Origin of the sequence: Cryptosporangium sp. NPDC051539 (genome assembly GCF_044454545.1) — a bacterium.
GTDB lineage: Bacteria > Actinomycetota > Actinomycetes > Mycobacteriales > Cryptosporangiaceae > Cryptosporangium.
Genome location: NZ_JBITDV010000012.1, coordinates 305,748 through 322,330 on the forward strand (window position 1 = coordinate 305,748; position 16,583 = coordinate 322,330).

Consider the following 16,583-nt stretch of genomic DNA (forward strand, 5'->3'; position numbering starts at 1 on the left):
GAGGTCGTCACGGTCTAGTGGCTGCGGTGGCGCCAGTGGCGCTCGAACCGCATCCAGTCGCGGGTCCAGTCGGCGTCCCGGCGGCGGTTCAGCCGGTTCAGCACCCACCCGAAGGCACCCCAGACCAGCACCGTGAACAGGCTGACGCTGCCGAGCCCGTTGACGATCGCCCGGAACTGCAGCTCGGTGGGCTGAGCGGGTGGGCGGACCGGCGTGTAGTCGTCGTCCATCCAGATGTCGACAGTCGTGCCTTTGCGGGCCGAGACCGGTGAGTGCACGGCTCCGCTGCGGACCGTCCCGTCCGGAAGCGTCCACTTGGCCTGGACGCCGGGCGCCGGGGCCGGCGACACCGCGCCGTTCGGAGCGCGGCCGCCGGCCGGGTCGTCGACCAGGACGACCGGTACCTGGTTGAGCGTCGCCTTCACTGCTTCGACCTGGTCGATCAGGTGGTGGTAAGTGCCCAGACCGAACAGCACGGACCCGAGGACGACGGCCAGCGTCGCGCTGGCCGCGGCGATCCGGAACAGGCCGTCGATCCGGTCGACCGGCCGGCAGAGCGGATTGCGGCTCAGGCCCAGTTGCCGGACCAGCCGGCGCCCGGGGGAGTACTTGGGCTGGCTCATCGGCTCGTCTGTCTCCTACGTTCGAACTTCCGACGTGCGCCACGGCCGGCCGCGGCAGAACCACCGTACGAAGCACCCGCACCTCCACACCGCGGCCGCCCGTGAGGGGGAGTTTTCGGCCGGCCGCGGTGTGGCGACCCGGTACGGGTACTTCGGATACGGCCGTGGAACGGCCCGTGGTTCAGCTGTTCTGCGAGTAACCCCGTTACTACAACCTTCGGTAGTAATAATGTGGGGTAGTTGAACGCTGAAGGAGTTGCCATGGGTCCCACCGAAGTCAACGGGCTACCGGCCCACGTCCTGCTCGTCCATTTCGTGGTGATCATGATTCCGATCACCGCGTTGCTGCTGGTGCTCAGCGCGGTCTGGCCGGCGGCGCGCGCCCGGATCGGCGTCGTGCTGCCGATCGTCGCGCTGGCGTCGCTGATCAGCGTGCCGCTCACCGTCCACGCCGGCGAGTGGCTGAAAGGCAAGATGGGCGGTGGCGGCCCGCTCGTGGAGCGTCACGAGGAGCTCGCCGAGATGCTGCTGCCGTGGGCGATCGGCCTGTTCGTGATGTCGGTCGCGGTCTGGGCCGTGCACCGTTTCGTGTTGGCCACCCGGGCCGGCAACAGCCGTTCGTTGCTGACCGTGGGGTTGGCGGTACTCGCCGTGGTGGTCGCGGTCGGTTCGGTGTTCACCGTTTACCGGGCCGGTGACTCCGGGGCCAAAGCGGCCTGGGACGGGGTGGTGAAAACCGCATCTTCGCAGTGAGACCACCGGTTCCTGGCGCAGAATGGGTGAGCAGAGCGGTGGTGGGAGGTACAGCGCCTCGGGAGGTAGTGGGTGGACGAGCAGCGTGGCTCCGGCCGACGCGCCAGCGGTTCGCTGGAGCGGGCGGTGTTAGAGGTGCTGGCCAACGCCCCGGTACCACTCACGGTGCCGGAGGTCCGCGACGCGCTGTCGGTCGGCCTGGCCTACACCACGGTGCAGACCGCTCTTGTCCGGTTGCACGCCAAAGGCGTCTTAGCCCGCGAGCGGTCCGGGCGCTCGTTCGCGTACCGGCCGGTGGAGACCCAGGAGACGATGCAGGTCGGCGCGGCCGCGCGCCGGATGCGGAAGATCCTCGACTCCGGCGGTGACCGGCGTGGTGTGCTGGCCCGCTTCGTGGCCGATCTGAGCCCCCAGGACGAGGCCCTCCTCGCGAACCTGCTGGCCGCGACCGAGCCCGAGGACGGGTAGCGGTGAACTGCTTGCCCCTGGTCGCCATCCTGCCCTGGGTCGAAGGGGCGTTGGTCGGGCTGCTCGCGCCGCGGCTGGCCCGTCGCGTCCATCCCGGCACCGCGACCTGGTGCCTGACGCTCGTCGCGGTGGGCGTCGCGGCGGCCACCGCGATCGGCGTCGCGGCCGCCGCGGTGGCGATCGCCCGGCCCGCGCTCTGGGACGTGCCGGTCGATCCCGACAAGCTCGCCGTGCTCCTGCTCGTGGGTCTGCCGCTGCTCGCGGCGGCCGCCGCGGTGGTTCCGGTCGCCTGGTCGGCGGTCCGTGACCTGCTCGCGGCGCAGGGCACCTGGCGCCGGGCGAAGCCGGTGAACGGCGTCCTGATCGTCGACGATCCCGACCCGGAGGCGTACGCGGTCCCAGGGCGTCCCGGGCTGGTGGTCATGCACACCGGCCTGCTCGACGCGCTGGGGCCGGTGGAACAGCGGGTCGTGCTCGCGCACGAACGCGCCCACCTCGACCGGCGCCACTACGTGCACGTCCTGCTGGTCCGGGTGGCGACCTGGCTGAACCCGCTGTTGCGGCCGCTGACCGCGTCGATCTCCGAGCAGGTCGAGCGCTGGGCCGACGAGGATGCGGCGCGGGCCGTGGACGACCGCACGGTGGCCGCCCGCGCGATCGCCAAGGCGGCGCTGGCCCGGTCGGCAGCCCGGCGCTCGAGGGTGCACGGCGTGGGTGCGTTCAGCCGGCGTCCGCAGCCGGTACTGCGGGCGACGTCCGGTGACGCGACTGCACGGGCCACCGCGCTGATGGCGCCCCCGCTGCCGGTCGGGCGTCCGCTGCTGGTGTTCGTGACGGTCGTCGCGCTCGCGCTGCCGCTGCACTCCGGCTGGGGTGCCGCCGCGGTCAAGCAGGCCTACGACAAGGCCTGCGAGCAGATCTCGAAGACCGTCCACGGTAAAGGACCGAGCGAGGCGGTCGGACACCGGCGGCTACCCTGAGTAATCGGTCTGTGTGAACGACGAGTGAACTGCGGGTGACCACTCCTACCCCCCGCGGCAACGCCAGACACACTGGGTGACACTGGATACATGACTAGAACCGCCTGCGTCTTCGGGGTGGAACACGCCGAAGAGCTCGCGCGGACATTGCTCCGGCCGCCGACCGAGCGCTGGCAGCACTCGGCCGGTGTCGCCGCCCGCGCGGAGCAGGTCGCCGGCACCGTCGACGAGGCCGACCGGGAAATCCTGGTCGCGGCCGCCTGGTTACACGACATCGGGTACGCCCGCCAGACCCACGACACCGGGTTCCATCCGCTCGACGGTGCCCGCTACCTGCGCAGACAAGGTGCGCCCGGACGGCTGTGCAGTCTGGTTGCCCATCACTCCGGGGCCCGCTACGTCGCCGAGGCGCGGGGTCTGACCGCCGAGCTCGCGGAGTTCCCGCTCGAGGTCTCGGCGCTCTCGGACGCGTTGACCTACGCCGATCAGACCGTCGGGCCGCACGGTCGGCCGTACTCGGTCGAGCAGCGGCTGGCGGAGGCGCTCGACCGGCACGGCCCGGATTCTCCGCAGGCCAGGGCCTACCTGACCCGGGCGCCGTACTTACTCGGGGTAGCGGCCCGGGTTCGGCAGCGGCTGCTCATCCGCGCGGCCTAGCCGCGTCGCTCAATACAGCCAGCGGTGACCCTCGATGACGTCCTCGATCGAGCGGTCCTGCGCCCAGAGGTGGTCGGACCGGCGCACCGCGCGGTAAGCGCCGGCGAGCTCGGCGCCGAGTACCTGCTCGATCCGGGCGTTGTCCCGCAGCACCGTGACCTGCTCCTCGGTGGTGTTCGGGAGGCGCTGGACGTGCAGCGACGACCGCCGATCGGAGTTCCAGGCCCCGACGTCCTCCTGGATCGGATCGGGCAGCGTCAGCGACTCCTCGATGCCGGCCAGGCCCGCGCCGATCACGACCGCCAGCGCCAGGTACGGGTTGCCGGACGCGTCCGACGGCGTCAGCTCGACGTTCGCCTGAGACGACCCGAGCATCGTCGTGGACGGGATGAACCGCAGCGGCGCCTCGCGATTGCCGATGCCCCAGAACGCGTACGCGCCGGCGAACGCGCTCGGCCGCAGGCGGGTCATCGACGGGATGCTCGGTGCGGTGATCGCGGCGATCGCGGGCAGGTCGCGGAGCAGACCGGCCAGATAGGCCGCGCCCTGCGTCGACAGGCCGTGCGGGCCGTCGCCGACCAGCAAGTTCTCCCGGCCCTTCCAGATCGAGCTGTGCAGACGCCAGACGTTGCCGATCCCGGCGACGTCGACCACCGGCGCGAAGCTCGCCCGCAGGCCCTGGGCCCGGGCGGCAGCGTGGATCGTCTGCCGGGCCAGCATCTGCCGGTCGGCGGCGCTGATCGGGTCGGTCGCCGTGATGCTCACCTTCAACCGGGCGGCCCCGTGCTCGGCGTGCAGTTGCCCGACCGGGACGCCGTCCGCCGCCAGGTCGTTCAGCAGTTGCCCGGCGAACTCGTCGACCCGGAGCAGCGCGGTGGGGCTGTACGCCGGGCCGCGGTGGGCGGGCGTCAGCTCGGCGTCGCGGGCCAGATAGAACTCGAGCTCGTACCCGGCCCGGACGTTGAACCCGGCGTCCTGGGCGCGTTCCACCTGCCGTTCCAGGACCGAACGCTGGTCGTACGCCGTCGGGCCGCCGTCGGCGCCGAGCTGGCGTCCGGGCGCCCAGGCGAACGCCGGCTGGCCCTTCAGGCGCACCAGCCGGTCGATGACCGGCACCAACCGGACCTCGCCGGACGGCGTCGAGAGGCCCTCGTGGGCGAACGTCGTGCCGTCGTGCGAGTCGAGCACCGCGAACAGCGACGACAGGCCGACGCCATAGGCCGCCGCGTTGGAGAGCCGGTCGATCGGGACGGTCTGCGAGCGCGGGATGCCGTTGTTGTCGGCCCAGACGATCGTGACGCCTTTGACGCCTGCGCCGGCGAGTTCCTCAGCCGCGCGTGCCCAAAGCTCCTCCGGCGTCGGAATGGCCGGTGGGCTCACGGTGCTGAGTGCCATGGTCGCTCCTTCGTGCCACTAACCTCGCAAAACGGTCATTACCGATCAGATCATTGCAGCCGCACTAGGTGTGAGCAACCAAGGCGAGTTAGGCTGCCCTTACTAACTAGGAGAAGAGGATCCGGATGACTCAGCCCCGACGTCCGCGTCAGGCTCGCGAGGCAACGGTGTTGCGCACGGAGCAGCTGACCCCCCACCTGATCCGGGTCGTGCTCGGCGGTGAGGGTCTGGCCAGTTTCCCGGCGGGTGAGTTCACCGACCACTACGTGAAGATCCTGTTCCCGCGGGACGGTGTCGCGTACCCGGAGCCGTTCGATTTGGAGGCGATCCGCAACGACCTGCCTCGCGAGGACTGGCCGCGCGTCCGGACCTATACCGTGCGCAGCTGGGACGCCGAGACCGGCGAGCTCGCGATCGACTTCGTCTACCACGGCGACGAGGGCGTGGCCGGCCCGTGGGCCGCCGCGGCCGAGCCCGGCGACGTCCTGCGGTTCCAGGGCCCCGGCGGTGCCTACGCACCGGGTGAGGACGCCGACTGGCACCTCCTGGTCGGGGACGAGGCCGCGCTGCCGGCCATCGCCGCATCGCTGGAGCGGATGCCGGCCGGTCGGCCCGCCCACGTGTTCCTCGAAGTGGCCGGGCCCGACGAGGAGCTCAAGCTGACCGTCGACCCCGACACCCGGGTCACCTGGGTCCACCGCGGCGACCGCATGGTGGGGGACGCCCTGGTCGAGGCCGTGCGGGCGCTGGACTGGCCGGAAGGTGCCGTCCAGGCGTTCGTCCACGGCGAGGCGAACTTCGTCAAGGCGCTGCGCACGCTGCTGCGGGTCGAGAAGGACGTGCCGCGCGAGCGCCTGTCGATCTCGGGCTACTGGCGCCGCGGACGCGACGAGGACGGCTGGCAGACGACAAAGGGTGAGTGGAACGCGAAGGTCGAGGAAGAGGAAGCGGAGGCCATCGCGTCCCGGGCGTCCTGAACTATTTCGTCCCGAGGACCATGGACCAGATCGGCACGTTGCGGGAGTCGCGCCGGAAGTCGGCTCCCAGCGACGTGTAGCCGCACATCAGCGTGGTGCGCGAGACGATCTGGACGGTGATCGGCACCGCGTCGCCGGACTTGCCGGGGCTCGGGAAGCCGATCGTCGCGGCGTCCTGGGCGGCCTCGGCGCCGAGCACGACCGACTCGACCACTCGGCTGCCTCCGAAGCCGGCGGCCTTCGCCCGCCCGGCCGGGCCGGTGCCGTCCGGCGTCCGGAGATCGAGGTAGCCGGTCGCGACCATCGTGTTCATGTGGTTGCGGGCCGCGGTGACCAGTTTCGGATCGAGCTTCACCGGTTTGCAGCCCTGACCCGAGAGCTCCTGGTTGATCGCGGTGAGGATCGCGATCGGCACCGAGTCGGCCGGTGGTGACGCGGAGGGCGGCGGATCGTCCGGTGGTGTTCCGCCCGGTGCGGGTGACGCGTTCCCCGGGTCGACCGGTGCGGCGGGTAGCAGCGGTGAGCCCGGCGTCTGGGCGTTGGGCGGTGGGTCGTCCTGTGTGCTGTAACGGTCGAGTTCGCTGGTGAGCAGCGCCCCGAGCACCAGCACCAGTGCGACGAACCCGGACGCGATCGTGCCGAGTCCGCTGAATCGGCGTCGCGCGCCGGAGTAGAGGTCGGGCCGTGAGTTCGGTCGGCTCGGATAGGTGGATCCGGACACACCGGCTCCCTTCGCGTGTGGCCCCGACGCGTGAATCACGGGAACTCACGGGCCGGAGTGGACAGAAGTTCACTCCGACCACGCCATTGCCCGGAGGCTCAGTTCCGATCTCGATCCCGATTCGATCCCGGGCCCGTTCCGACCGCGCCCCCGATCTCGGGAGGGCATACTGTAGACAACAGCCAGCGGGACGGAGTGCGGCGTGACCCTTCTCGGAACGCGCCGCACGACGGGCTGGCGAGAGGCCCGCGCCCGGGCTCGGACGCTCGCGCGGCCGGTCGGCTGCGAGGCGATTCCGCTGGCCGAGGCGGCCGGCCGGGTGCTGGGCGCCGACGTGCGGTCGCGCACCCAGGTGCCGGGGTTCGACACCGCGGCGATGGACGGGTACGCGGTGTGCGGCGACGGGCCGTGGGTGATCGTCGGCCGGGTGCTGGCCGGCACCGCGTCCCCGGGCGCTCTGGCCCCGGGCACCGCGGTCGAAATCGCGACCGGGGCGCCGGTGCCGGACGCGACCTCGGCCGTCGTGCCGTACGAGGAGTCGCAGGTCGACCGGGACCTCGTGGAGGCTCGGCCGGTGCGCAAGACGCACATCCGGCGAGCCGGTGAAGACCTGCGGCCGGGTGACGTGCTCGCCCGGGCCGGGCGCGAACTCACCGCCCCGCTGCTCGGGCTGCTGGCCCAGGGCGGGGCCGACACCGTGCCGGCCCGGCGTCGGCCGTCGGTACGGCTGGTGGTGACCGGCGACGAGGTCGTCGCGAGCGGTCTGCCCGGCCCGGGGCAGGTCCGCGACGCACTCGGCCCGTTCGTCGTCGCGCTGCTCGAGCGGTCCGGGGCGTCCGGGCCCGAACTCGTGGCGGTGCCCGACGATCACGCCCGCCTCGCCGAGGTGGTGGCCGCCGGCGGGACGGACGTCGTCGTGGTGACCGGGTCGTCGTCGGTGGGGCGGGCGGATCACCTGCACGCGGTGCTCGCCGAGCTCGGTGCGTCGCTGCACGTCGACGGCGTGGCCTGCCGTCCGGGGCATCCGCAGCTGCTGGCCGGGCTGCCCGACGGGCGCTGGGTCGTCGGGTTGCCCGGCAACCCGTTCGCCGGGCTGGTCGCGTGCCTGACCGTGCTCGTCCCGCTGCTCGACGGTCTGCTCGGCCGGGTGCCGCGTCCGGCGTTCCGGCTTCCGGTCGGCGGTCCGGTCCCTCCGCCGGGGACGGTCACCCGCCTGGTCCCGGTGCGGCTCGGCGACGGCGAGGCCGTTCCGGTGGCGGACGCCGGGCCCGCGCGTCTGCGTGCGGCGGCGGACGCCGACGGGCTCGCCGTTCTCGAACCCGGCTGGACGCCCGGTCAACCCGCCGAGATCCTGCGATTCCCGGGGTGAGGCGGCGGAGTGGGGGGCGTCAGACCCGGGTGGCGATGGCCAGGAAGCGGTGGTCGGCGTCGTCGTAACGGTCCAGACGCCAGCCCGCCGCGACGGTCGACGCGGTCAGCGGGCCTTCCGACAGCGGCTCGTCGGAGCGCAGCACCCGTCCGTGCCGCCCGGCGAGCGCCGCCCGCCCGGACGGGTGGAACAGCACCAGCCGCCCTCCCGTACGCGTGATGCGGGCAATTTCCCTCAGCCCGGCGTCCGCATCGGGCAGGTGCATGAGGAGCCCGGCAGCGAAGACGCCATCGGTGGACGCGTTCGCCAGCGGTAGGCGGCAGGCATCCGCGAGCAGCAGCGACGCGTGCTCCTCGGCACTGCGGACGCGGGCCTCGGCGAGCATCTCGGGCGTGAGGTCGAGGCCGATGACCTTTCCGGTCGGCCCGGCCGCGGAGCGCAGAGCGGGAAGCGCCCGCCCGGTGCCGCAGCCGACGTCGACGAGTACACCACCGGTGCGGTAGCCCCCGTCGCGGACCGCGGCTGCGTACGCGGGCAGGTCGTCGCCGAATCGGGTGTCCCAGCTCGCGGCCTTGGCGGCGAAGAACGCGCGGGACTCGGTGAGGTACCAGCGGTCGGAGCTGGCCAGCCGCTCGTCCACCCGGCGGATCACCGGCCAGGCCGGGTCGTGCAGATCGAGCACCACGTCAGCCGCGGTCGTCCCCTCGGGCAGCGGCGTCCGGGCGCCCGTACGGAGCCAGAGGATCACGTCCCAGCCCCCGGCCGGCGGGTGCGTGCGGTACTCGCCGCCGTCCGCGACCGCGATCGTCGCCGGGCCGTCGGGCCAGCACGGAACCTCCCCGCCGGCACCGTCGGGCGAGCCCGGCAACCGTTCGCACGGATGGCCGTTCGCCCGCAACGTGCCGGCCAGCCGGTCGGCCACGACGCCGGCGTGGGTGCCGTCGACCACGACAGTGGCACCGGCCGGGACGAGCTCGGCCAGGCAGTGCAGCACCGCGTCCCACCGCTGGGTCTGCGTCGTCGTCATCGACGACCACGCGGGAAACGCGATCTCGGGGTCAACCATGACGATCATTGTGCCCTGCACGCAGTTGCGGCGGAATTAACCGATCAGCTCCGTAACTACGGTCGCGCGGGCGCGATAGCGGAACACGTGCCGGTACGTCTGCGGTGACACCTCGACCAGGCGCTGGAAGTGGTGCCGCAGGTTGGCCGGGGTGCCGAAGCCGGCCAGCCGGGCGATCCGCTCGACCGGCTCGTCGGTGGCCTCCAGCAGTTCCTGCGCGCGCCGGACCCGCTGCTCGACCAGCCACTGCAGCGGCGTCGCGCCGAGCGTCGCACGGAACCTCCGTGCGAACGTGGTGGGGCTCAGATGGGCCCGGCGGGCCAGGTCGGCGACCGTGAGCGGCTGGTCGAGGCGTTCGTGCGCCCAGGCCAGGACGTCGCCGAGGTCGTCGGGCTTGCGGGCCGCGATCGGCGTCGGGTGCTGCGCCTGACTGCCCTGGCGGGGTGGCGGGACGACCATCCGCCTGGCGACCTCGGCCGCGACCGCGGCACCGTGGTCGGTCCGGACGATGTGGAGCGCCAGGTCGATCGCGGCGGCGGTTCCGGCGCTGGTCAGCACTCCGCCGTCGTCGATGAAGAGCACGGTCGGGTCGACGGTGACGCGGGGAAAGCGGTGGGCGAAGTCGAGGGCGTTCATCCAGTGCAGGGTGGCGCGCCTGCCGTCGAGCAGCCCGGCGGTCGCGAGCACGTAGGCGCCACCGCAGAACGCGACGATGCGCTTGCCCGCCGCGTGTGCTCTCCGCAGCGCCTCCAGCAGCCGCACCGGAGGATCGACCTGGGTGGTGCGGTGGACGCCCGGCACCAGCAGCGTGTCGGCGCGCTCGAAGTCGTCCAGGTCGTAACCGGCGTCGATGGTGAGGCCGTCCACGGTCCGTACCGGGCCCGCCCCGACGGCGCAGAGCCGCAATTCGTACCAGGGATCCACGATGTCGCTGCGGTCCAGGCCGAAGACCTCGCAGGCCACCGCCAGCTCGAACACCGGAAGGTTGGCGTCCACGGCGACCGCGACCACGTGCCGGCTCATGGCAGGAATTTAGCGCAGCGAGGTGGAAATCGCGCTGGTCGCCGCGGGCGGCGGACCCGAGGGTTGCCGGTATGAAACGACTCTCCCTCGCGCACGGCACCGCGTTGTACGTCGGCGCGGTGCTCGGTACCGGCGTGATCGCGCTGCCCGCCCTGGCGGCCGAGGTCTCCGGCCCGGCGTCGCTGCTGGCGTGGGTACTGCTGGTCGTCGCGTCGGCGCCGCTCGCGTTCGCGTTCGCCGCGCTGGGCTCCCGGTATCCGGACGCCGGGGGAGTCTCGACCTACGCCCGGCTGGCGTTCGGACCGCGCGCCGCGTCGATCGTGGGCTGGTGCTTCTTCTTCGCGGTGCCACCGGGGGCGTCCGCGGCGGCTCTGTTCGTCGGGGCGTACCTGGAGGCGGCGGTCGGTGGTGGCCGGATCACCGTCGCGGTGGCCGCGGCCGCGATGATCGCGGTGGTGGGCGCGGCCAACGCGTTCGGGGTGCGCCTGTCCGGACGGGTCCAGTTCGGACTGACGCTGCTGCTCGTGACGTTCCTGCTGGTGGCCGTCGTGCTCTCGGCGCCACACATGCGGACGGACAACTTGACGCCGTTCGCTCCGCACGGCTGGCTCGCGATCGGGCCGACCGCGGCGCTGCTGGTCTGGAGTTTCGTCGGCTGGGAGGCGATCACCCACCTCACCGCCGAGTTCCGTCACCCGGCCCGGGACGTACCCCGCGCCACCGCCGCGGCGGTCGTCCTGGTCGGGGTGCTGTACCTGGCGATCGCGTTCGCGGTGATCACGGTGCTGGGGCCTGCGGCCGGTGCCTCGGACGCGCCGCTCGGCGAGGTGCTCGCGGTCGCGGTCGGCGGGGACGCGCGCCTGCTGGCCGCCGGTGCGGCGATCCTGCTGACGTTCGGTGCGATCAACGCGTACTTCGCCGGTGGGGCGAAGCTCGGTGCCGCACTCGGGCGGGACGGAGCGTTCCCGGCCTGGCTGGGGCAGGGGAGCAGCGCGGGCGAGGTGCCCCGGCGGAGCCTGGGAGTGATGGTCGGGGGAGTGACGATCGGACTGTGCGCGGTGCTGGCGAGTGGCGTCGGCGCCCGGGTGCTGGTGCTGGTGACGACCGGGCTGTTCGTGACCGTCTACGCGGTCGGCGTGGCCGCCGCGGTGAAGCTGCTGCCGCGGCGGAGCACGGCCTGGTGGACGGCCGTGGCCGCGATGGTGATCGTGCTGGTGCTGGCCGTGCTCACCGGTCGCTACCTGGTGTGGGCGGCCCTGGTGACGTCGGGCGCACTGCTCCACGAGCGGTTCCGGGCTCGGCGCGCGGCGGAGGCTGACCCGTCGATGTCACATTCGGGCTAGCCGGCCCTGCTCCGGACCGGACCCGGCGTGGGTCGCGTCCGAACGACCCACGCCGGCCGGAGCTCTACCAGATCGCTGGGCTGTGTTCGGCGGCGAGCGCTTGATCGTCAGCATGTCTCCGGGCGGAACGTCCGGCCGACCAGGCTAGGAGCATCAACGAACCCCCGCCGACGAAGGTCCAGACCGGAAGGTCGAAAGATCCTGCGGCGACTATGTTGTAGCCAGTCAGAGCCATGGTCACGAGCGCCACCAAGGCGACAACCGAGCTCAGCACCCGGCTCGACGATTGCCGAGCCGGATCGATGCCTGGCGGCACAACTCGCGGCCGCGCGATGTCGTTGTGCGACTTCCGGACCGAACCGCCGGCAGACGAGAGATACGTGCTGGCGATTCGTTCCACCTCGGCGCTGTCGAGCCGGGAACCGGTCCGGTGCGACTCGTCGCGGCACACGGCGTCGAGTGCCTTGTCGGACGCGTTGCCCGCATCAGCCACGTGGAGGGAACGTTGGCGTGCGAGCACACCGTAGTACCGCCATCTCGCGGCGGACCTCTCCGCGGCGGCCCTGTCGTTCGGACTCTCCGCGGTCAACGAGGCGTCCTCCCACATCCGTTGGAGACGCGAGTAGCACTGGATATCGCCGAGTTGAACGGCGACTTCGTACCAGTGCTCGGCAACTCGGTGCTGGCCCGAGTCCTGGCGAATCCGGCCGAGTTGCCGGGCCGCGTCGAGCAGATTCGCCTTGAGATCGGACAGTTCACTTTCGCGAACCCATTTTTCCGACGCGTGGTGCTTCTCGTAGAGCACGAGAAACGACGTGTAGTCCGTCGGCAGGGAAGCCCCGCCACTACGGTGTTCCCCATTCTCGTGGCAGTCGGGGTTCATCGGATCATCGTCCCTTTCGCCTTGAGGTCGTGCTTCGCGCGTTGGTACTCCCTCGTTTGAGTGAGGATTCGACCACAGATCCTCCTCACCTCCGGCCCGGGCAACGACGTCGCTCGGCTGATCAGGTTGGGTTCGAATCCGGCCAGGTGCAGCGCACAGACGGCCTTCTCGTCGTCGGTCTTCTCGTCCGCAACGAGTCGACGGTAGAAAATCCGGTCGTCGTCGTTCCAGTCGATCAAGTAGACGCTCCAGTCCTCCCAGTCGTCCGGGGCTGAGAAGCGGGCAACCTCGATCGCACGCAAGCCGACGTGCGCGGTTTTGCGAACGAACAACGCTGCCGGGCTGGACGACCCGGCTCTTTCCAGATGTTCCAGTCCATGCGCGAGAACGGTCGCGCCGAAGTCTCTCAATTCCGAAATCGGCCAGCCGAGGAGCGTGCCGGCCTTCGCGATTGATGATTTGAGTTCGTGGAAGATCCCCACGCCCTCCGGTACACCTGCCAACATTGGGAGATCGGCTCCTTATAGGTCCATCACCAGAAGATGTCGAATGTTCCGCGCCGACCGTGGGCCGGAGCCCGGCCCACGGGCAGCTTTGTTACGGCAAGAACTCGTGCAGGAACGCGGCAACCTCGAATGCGACCGTGACCCCGTCTGTGGGGTTACCGATCAGCCCGGCGGTCACGCCGATCGCTACCGAGGTCCAACCAATGGTGATGCACCGATACGTCTGTTTGACGCGGTCAGGGCGATCTCGCACTTCCGCTCCCCTTAACTGGGAATCGGCCCTCCGGGGGCCTTCCGATTCGAACGGACCCGCATGTGCGCGGGTGTGAGGTTCGAGCGGTTCGAGCGGTTTCGAGCGGTCCGCATTGAAGACCAGGAGCGGTCTACCGACGCGGCGGGAGAAGGCTATCTCACTCTCCGTGTCGTTCCAAATCGGCAGGTCGGTGGGGGTTGCGAGGTATGTGTCACCAGGTGTCAGTACTCGTTGGCCCCAAGGGGTTGCGGTGGGTCCTCGGAGCACTCCGGTCGCGGGCGGGCGAGCAGCCGTTCGCCGGAACTGCTAACTGTCCGTAATGGCAGCACGTTCGGTTCGGGCGGACCGGCGGGATTGCCGACGCGGAGGCGGGCGCTTCTCGGTGAGACTGCTCGCCCATGGGGGTCCGGGCGGTGCTGATCACCGGGGCCGGTTCGCGCGTCGGGCGGGCGCTGGTCGCCGCGCTGGCCGGCGACGGTCATCACGTGTGCGCGGCCGACTCCGATTCGGACGTCGTCCAGGCGCTGGTCGACGGGGCCGGACCGGGGGTCGTACTGGGCGTCGCCGGCCACGGGCACGACCCGGACCACCAGGACGACGCGGTCGACTACGCGCTGGCCGCGTTCGAGCGGATCGACGGGCTGGTGAACGTCGTGGCGACGGGCGGGGCCGCGCCGCGGGCCGGGGGGCGGGGCGTGCCGTCGGGGTGGATCTACCGGGTGCAACTCGCGTGGATGGCGGAGCGGGGCGGGAGCATCACGAACGTCTACCCGGTCGACGGCCCGAGCGCGGAGACGGTCGGCGCTCTGGTGAGCGTCGCCACCCGTGAGATCGCGGCCCGCCTGGGCCCGCGCACCCGGGTGACGTCGATCGTCGTCCCGGTGGCCGTTGGGGCCTCGTCCGGGCCGGCCGGGCGGGTGGATCCGGGCAGCGGGGAGCGGGTGGTGCCGGGCAGCGGGCTGCGGGTCGTGCCGGCCACCGGACCGGCGGACCGGCTGGCCGGGCTCGTGCTCCGGCTGCTGGCCGCGGACACGTCCGAGTTCACCGGCCGGACGCTGCTCGCGCGGGCGACCGGCGGCTGGTCGGCCGTCGACGGCGATCCGGTGCCGGACTGATCAGGCCGGCGCGTTCTGCGGCGCGAGTTCGGCGCTCATCACGTCGGCCGGAATCGGCTTGCCGTAGTAGTACCCCTGCCCGAGCTGGCACCCGAGCAGCCGCAGCACCCGCGCCTGCCACGACGTCTCGATGCCCTCCGCCACGGTGCCGAGCCGGAACCCGCGCGCGAGCTGCACGATCGTCCGGACCAGCGCGAACTGCCGGGCGTCGCCGGGCTCGGCGCAGGGGACGAACGCGCGGTCGATCTTGATCGTGTCGAGCGGCAGATCCTGCAGGTAGGCCAGCGACGAGAAGCCGGTGCCGAAATCGTCGATCGCCACCCGCACACCGGCCTTGCGGAGCTCGGCCAGGTGCATGACCGCGCGTGACCGGGGCATGCCGCTACCGAGCAGCACGCTCTCGGTGATCTCCAGCGTGAGCGCCGAAGGCGGCAGCCCGCTGTCGGCGAGCGCGCTGTGGACGACCGCGGTGAAGTTGGCCTCGCGCAGCTGGTGCACCGACACGTTGACCGCGACCCGGGTGCCGTGGTCGCGGTGCCAGGCCGCCGCGTCCCGGCAGGCCTGCCGCAGCACCCAGGTGCCGAGCGCGACGATCTGGCCGCTGTCTTCGGCGGCGGGAATGAACTGGTCCGGGCTGACCGACCCGCTCTCGCCCTCCCAGCGGGCCAGCGCCTCGACGCCGACCCACCGGCCGTCCTGCAGGTCGACGACCGGCTGGTAGTACACCGAGAACTGGTCCTGATCGAGCGCTTCCCGCAGCCGGTCGACCATCCTCGCTTGCGCCAGATGCCTGGTCCGCAGCTGCGAGTCGTAGCAGACGAGCTGATCGCGGCCGGCCTCCTTCGCCGCATACAGCGCCAGGTCGGCGTCGCCGAGCAACCGCGCGGTGCCGACCTCGGCCTCCAACGGACGCAACCCCAGGCTGGCCGCCGTGTACAGCTGGTACGGGCAGACCCGGAACGGACGCCGCACGGCCGCGAGGATCGCTTCCGCGTACCGGACGCAGATGTCGTGGTCGTCGTCCTGCAGCAGCACCGCGAACTCGTCACCGCCCAGCCGGGCCAGCAGGTGCGGCGGCGCCACGACCTCGCGGACCCGCTCGCTCAGCGCGACCAGCAGTTCGTCGCCGACCTCGTGGCCGTACCGGTCGTTGACGTCTTTGAACCCGTCGAGGTCGAACAGCAGCAGCGTGCCCGGTTCGTCGTTGCTGAGCGCGTCGTCGATCGACTCGCCGAGCAGCGTCCGGTTCGGGAGGCCGGTGAGCGGGTCGTGCGTGGCCTGACGGCTCAGCTCGCGGCGGAGCGTCAGCTGCTCGCCGAGCGCGGTCTCCAGTGCCTCGGTGCGGGCGTCGAGCGTGGTGGCGCGCTGTTCGGCGACCTGGGCGAACGCGGTCAGCCGGGCGACCAGGAGTACGGCGGTGACCGTGGTCGCGGTCAGCGGCACCACGACGTCCACCGCCGTGATCTGGCTCGGCTGGTGGAACTCGCGCAGCAGGGAGATCGCGGTGGCGATCGGTCCGACGAGGATGAGCAGCACGTACCCGTTCGCGATCACCCGGCGGTTCGGACGCTCGGCGGGCGCGGGATCGACGGCGGCGGACGGATGCAGCGCGGCGGTGGCGAGCAGCAGCGTGCCGACCAGCCAGCCGAGCATCGAGGGGGCGGCACCGAGCGTCGAGCCGGTGTGCAGGCGGGCGGCCATCGCGATCGTGTCACCGGCGCAGAGCGAGATCAGCCCGAGCACGGCCAGCACGCCGGACGGCGTCCGGATGCGCGCGGTCACCACCTGTCTGGCCGTTGTCGTCACCATCAGCAGGCCGAGCATCGGCAGCAGGGACGCGGTGACCGCGACGACGCCGTCGACCGCGAACGCGTCGAGTACCGGGTCGATGACGCCGGACCAGGCCAGCACGACGATCGTGCAGGCGAGGATGCCGAACTCGGTCGCGTTGGTGAGCTTGGTGCGCTGCCGTCCGTACAGCGGGAGGACGCCGAGCGCGGCCGTCAGCAGCAGGTAGACCGCCAGGTACAGGTAGTCGACGGCGGACCCGGGCAGCGGCGCGTGCAGTCCGGCCACGACGTCGACCCGCTGGACCAGCTTCGTGGCGGCCAGAAGCCCGATCGCGGCCAGGACGATCAGCCAGCTCAGCCGCTGCACGGGCCGGTTGACCCGGATGCCGATGGCCAGACCGGCGATCGTGCCGAGTTCGGCCAGGCTGCACAGCAGCGGTTGCGCGTCCGTCGGCGCGAGATTGGCCGCCGCGATGAAGCCGAGCCCGCCGAGAAGGAACCAGCGCCACCCCTCCGTGTGCGCCGCGACCCCGGTCGGATCGTCGCGCAGCACCCATCTCCTCGTGACGAGTGACGTCAAAACCACTTGCACCCCCGGCATCGCGGGTCCCGGTCGCCCCAACCGCGGACCACCATTGCACCACTGGGGGTCGCTCAGGTG

The 16,583-nt window shown here is 71.7% G+C and carries 16 protein-coding genes; 8 read left to right on the plus strand and 8 right to left on the minus strand.

From position 1 onward, the window contains the following. Window positions 1-14: 14 nt before the first annotated feature. Window positions 15-623, minus strand: a complete 609-nt coding sequence (locus ACIBZJ_RS33485; protein ID WP_395936843.1) for a hypothetical protein — start codon at window positions 621-623, stop codon at window positions 15-17. Between the two features lie 261 nt (window positions 624-884). Here ACIBZJ_RS33485 and ACIBZJ_RS33490 point away from each other — a divergent pair, with 261 nt between their 5' ends. The 4 genes from ACIBZJ_RS33490 to ACIBZJ_RS33505 all read left to right on the plus strand — a co-directional run bounded on the left by ACIBZJ_RS33490 (window position 885) and on the right by ACIBZJ_RS33505 (window position 3,481). Beyond that, on the plus strand, window positions 885-1,376 hold the full coding sequence (locus ACIBZJ_RS33490) for a hypothetical protein (RefSeq protein ID WP_395936845.1): 492 nt from the start codon (window positions 885-887) through the stop codon (window positions 1,374-1,376). Between the two features lie 72 nt (window positions 1,377-1,448). Continuing rightward, window positions 1,449-1,844, plus strand: coding sequence for a BlaI/MecI/CopY family transcriptional regulator (locus ACIBZJ_RS33495; RefSeq protein ID WP_395936847.1), 396 nt, complete (start codon window positions 1,449-1,451; stop codon window positions 1,842-1,844). A 2-nt stretch (window positions 1,845-1,846) separates the two neighbouring features. Further along, complete coding sequence (locus ACIBZJ_RS33500) at window positions 1,847-2,824, plus strand: M56 family metallopeptidase (protein WP_395936849.1); 978 nt, start codon at window positions 1,847-1,849, stop codon at window positions 2,822-2,824. A gap of 90 nt (window positions 2,825-2,914) precedes the next feature. Next, on the plus strand, window positions 2,915-3,481 hold the full coding sequence (locus ACIBZJ_RS33505; protein ID WP_395936851.1) for an HD domain-containing protein: 567 nt from the start codon (window positions 2,915-2,917) through the stop codon (window positions 3,479-3,481). Window positions 3,482-3,490: 9 nt separating this feature from the next. Here ACIBZJ_RS33505 and ACIBZJ_RS33510 read toward each other — a convergent pair whose 3' ends face one another. After that, window positions 3,491-4,876: a glutamine synthetase gene (locus ACIBZJ_RS33510; RefSeq protein WP_395936853.1), complete on the minus strand. Its 1,386-nt coding sequence runs from the start codon at window positions 4,874-4,876 to the stop codon at window positions 3,491-3,493. Between the two features lie 125 nt (window positions 4,877-5,001). On the opposite strand from ACIBZJ_RS33510, the gene ACIBZJ_RS33515 reads away from it, so the two are divergent. After that, the gene (locus ACIBZJ_RS33515) at window positions 5,002-5,853 is read left to right on the plus strand and encodes a siderophore-interacting protein (protein ID WP_395936855.1); all 852 of its coding nucleotides are present in this window, start codon (window positions 5,002-5,004) and stop codon (window positions 5,851-5,853) included. Between the two features lies 1 nt (window position 5,854). Here ACIBZJ_RS33515 and ACIBZJ_RS33520 read toward each other — a convergent pair whose 3' ends face one another. Continuing rightward, window positions 5,855-6,574 carry a CAP domain-containing protein gene (locus tag ACIBZJ_RS33520; RefSeq protein WP_395936857.1) on the minus strand — a complete coding sequence of 240 codons (720 nt, stop codon included), beginning with the start codon at window positions 6,572-6,574 and terminating at the stop codon, window positions 5,855-5,857. Between the two features lie 202 nt (window positions 6,575-6,776). Between ACIBZJ_RS33520 and ACIBZJ_RS33525 the strand changes: the two genes are divergently transcribed. Beyond that, window positions 6,777-7,943 carry a molybdopterin molybdotransferase MoeA gene (locus ACIBZJ_RS33525; RefSeq protein ID WP_395936859.1) on the plus strand — a complete coding sequence of 389 codons (1,167 nt, stop codon included), beginning with the start codon at window positions 6,777-6,779 and terminating at the stop codon, window positions 7,941-7,943. 19 nt (window positions 7,944-7,962) lie between these two features. Here the strand turns inward: ACIBZJ_RS33525 and ACIBZJ_RS33530 are convergent, their stop codons facing one another. Both ACIBZJ_RS33530 and ACIBZJ_RS33535 read right to left on the minus strand, forming a co-directional pair. Next, window positions 7,963-9,009 carry a class I SAM-dependent methyltransferase gene (locus tag ACIBZJ_RS33530; protein WP_395936861.1) on the minus strand — a complete coding sequence of 349 codons (1,047 nt, stop codon included), beginning with the start codon at window positions 9,007-9,009 and terminating at the stop codon, window positions 7,963-7,965. 36 nt (window positions 9,010-9,045) lie between these two features. Further along, the gene (locus ACIBZJ_RS33535) at window positions 9,046-10,032 is read right to left on the minus strand and encodes a GlxA family transcriptional regulator (RefSeq protein ID WP_395936863.1); all 987 of its coding nucleotides are present in this window, start codon (window positions 10,030-10,032) and stop codon (window positions 9,046-9,048) included. Window positions 10,033-10,103: 71 nt separating this feature from the next. Here ACIBZJ_RS33535 and ACIBZJ_RS33540 point away from each other — a divergent pair, with 71 nt between their 5' ends. Continuing rightward, a complete protein-coding gene (locus ACIBZJ_RS33540) occupies window positions 10,104-11,375 on the plus strand; it encodes an APC family permease (protein ID WP_395936865.1) in 1,272 nt (423 codons plus the stop codon). A gap of 64 nt (window positions 11,376-11,439) precedes the next feature. Here ACIBZJ_RS33540 and ACIBZJ_RS33545 read toward each other — a convergent pair whose 3' ends face one another. Together ACIBZJ_RS33545 and ACIBZJ_RS33550 are read right to left on the minus strand one after the other, a co-directional pair. Continuing rightward, the gene (locus ACIBZJ_RS33545; RefSeq protein WP_395936867.1) at window positions 11,440-12,258 is read right to left on the minus strand and encodes a hypothetical protein; all 819 of its coding nucleotides are present in this window, start codon (window positions 12,256-12,258) and stop codon (window positions 11,440-11,442) included. Continuing rightward, window positions 12,255-12,740, minus strand: a complete 486-nt coding sequence (locus ACIBZJ_RS33550; RefSeq protein ID WP_395936869.1) for a hypothetical protein — start codon at window positions 12,738-12,740, stop codon at window positions 12,255-12,257. Before ACIBZJ_RS33550 ends, ACIBZJ_RS33545 begins: the two co-directional genes overlap by 4 nt. Window positions 12,741-13,415: 675 nt before the next feature. Here ACIBZJ_RS33550 and ACIBZJ_RS33555 point away from each other — a divergent pair. Next, window positions 13,416-14,132: an SDR family NAD(P)-dependent oxidoreductase gene (locus ACIBZJ_RS33555; protein ID WP_395936871.1), complete on the plus strand. Its 717-nt coding sequence runs from the start codon at window positions 13,416-13,418 to the stop codon at window positions 14,130-14,132. On the opposite strand, the gene ACIBZJ_RS33560 is transcribed toward ACIBZJ_RS33555, so the two are convergent. Next, on the minus strand, window positions 14,133-16,475 hold the full coding sequence (locus tag ACIBZJ_RS33560) for a putative bifunctional diguanylate cyclase/phosphodiesterase (protein WP_395936873.1): 2,343 nt from the start codon (window positions 16,473-16,475) through the stop codon (window positions 14,133-14,135). Window positions 16,476-16,583: the final 108 nt, after the last annotated feature.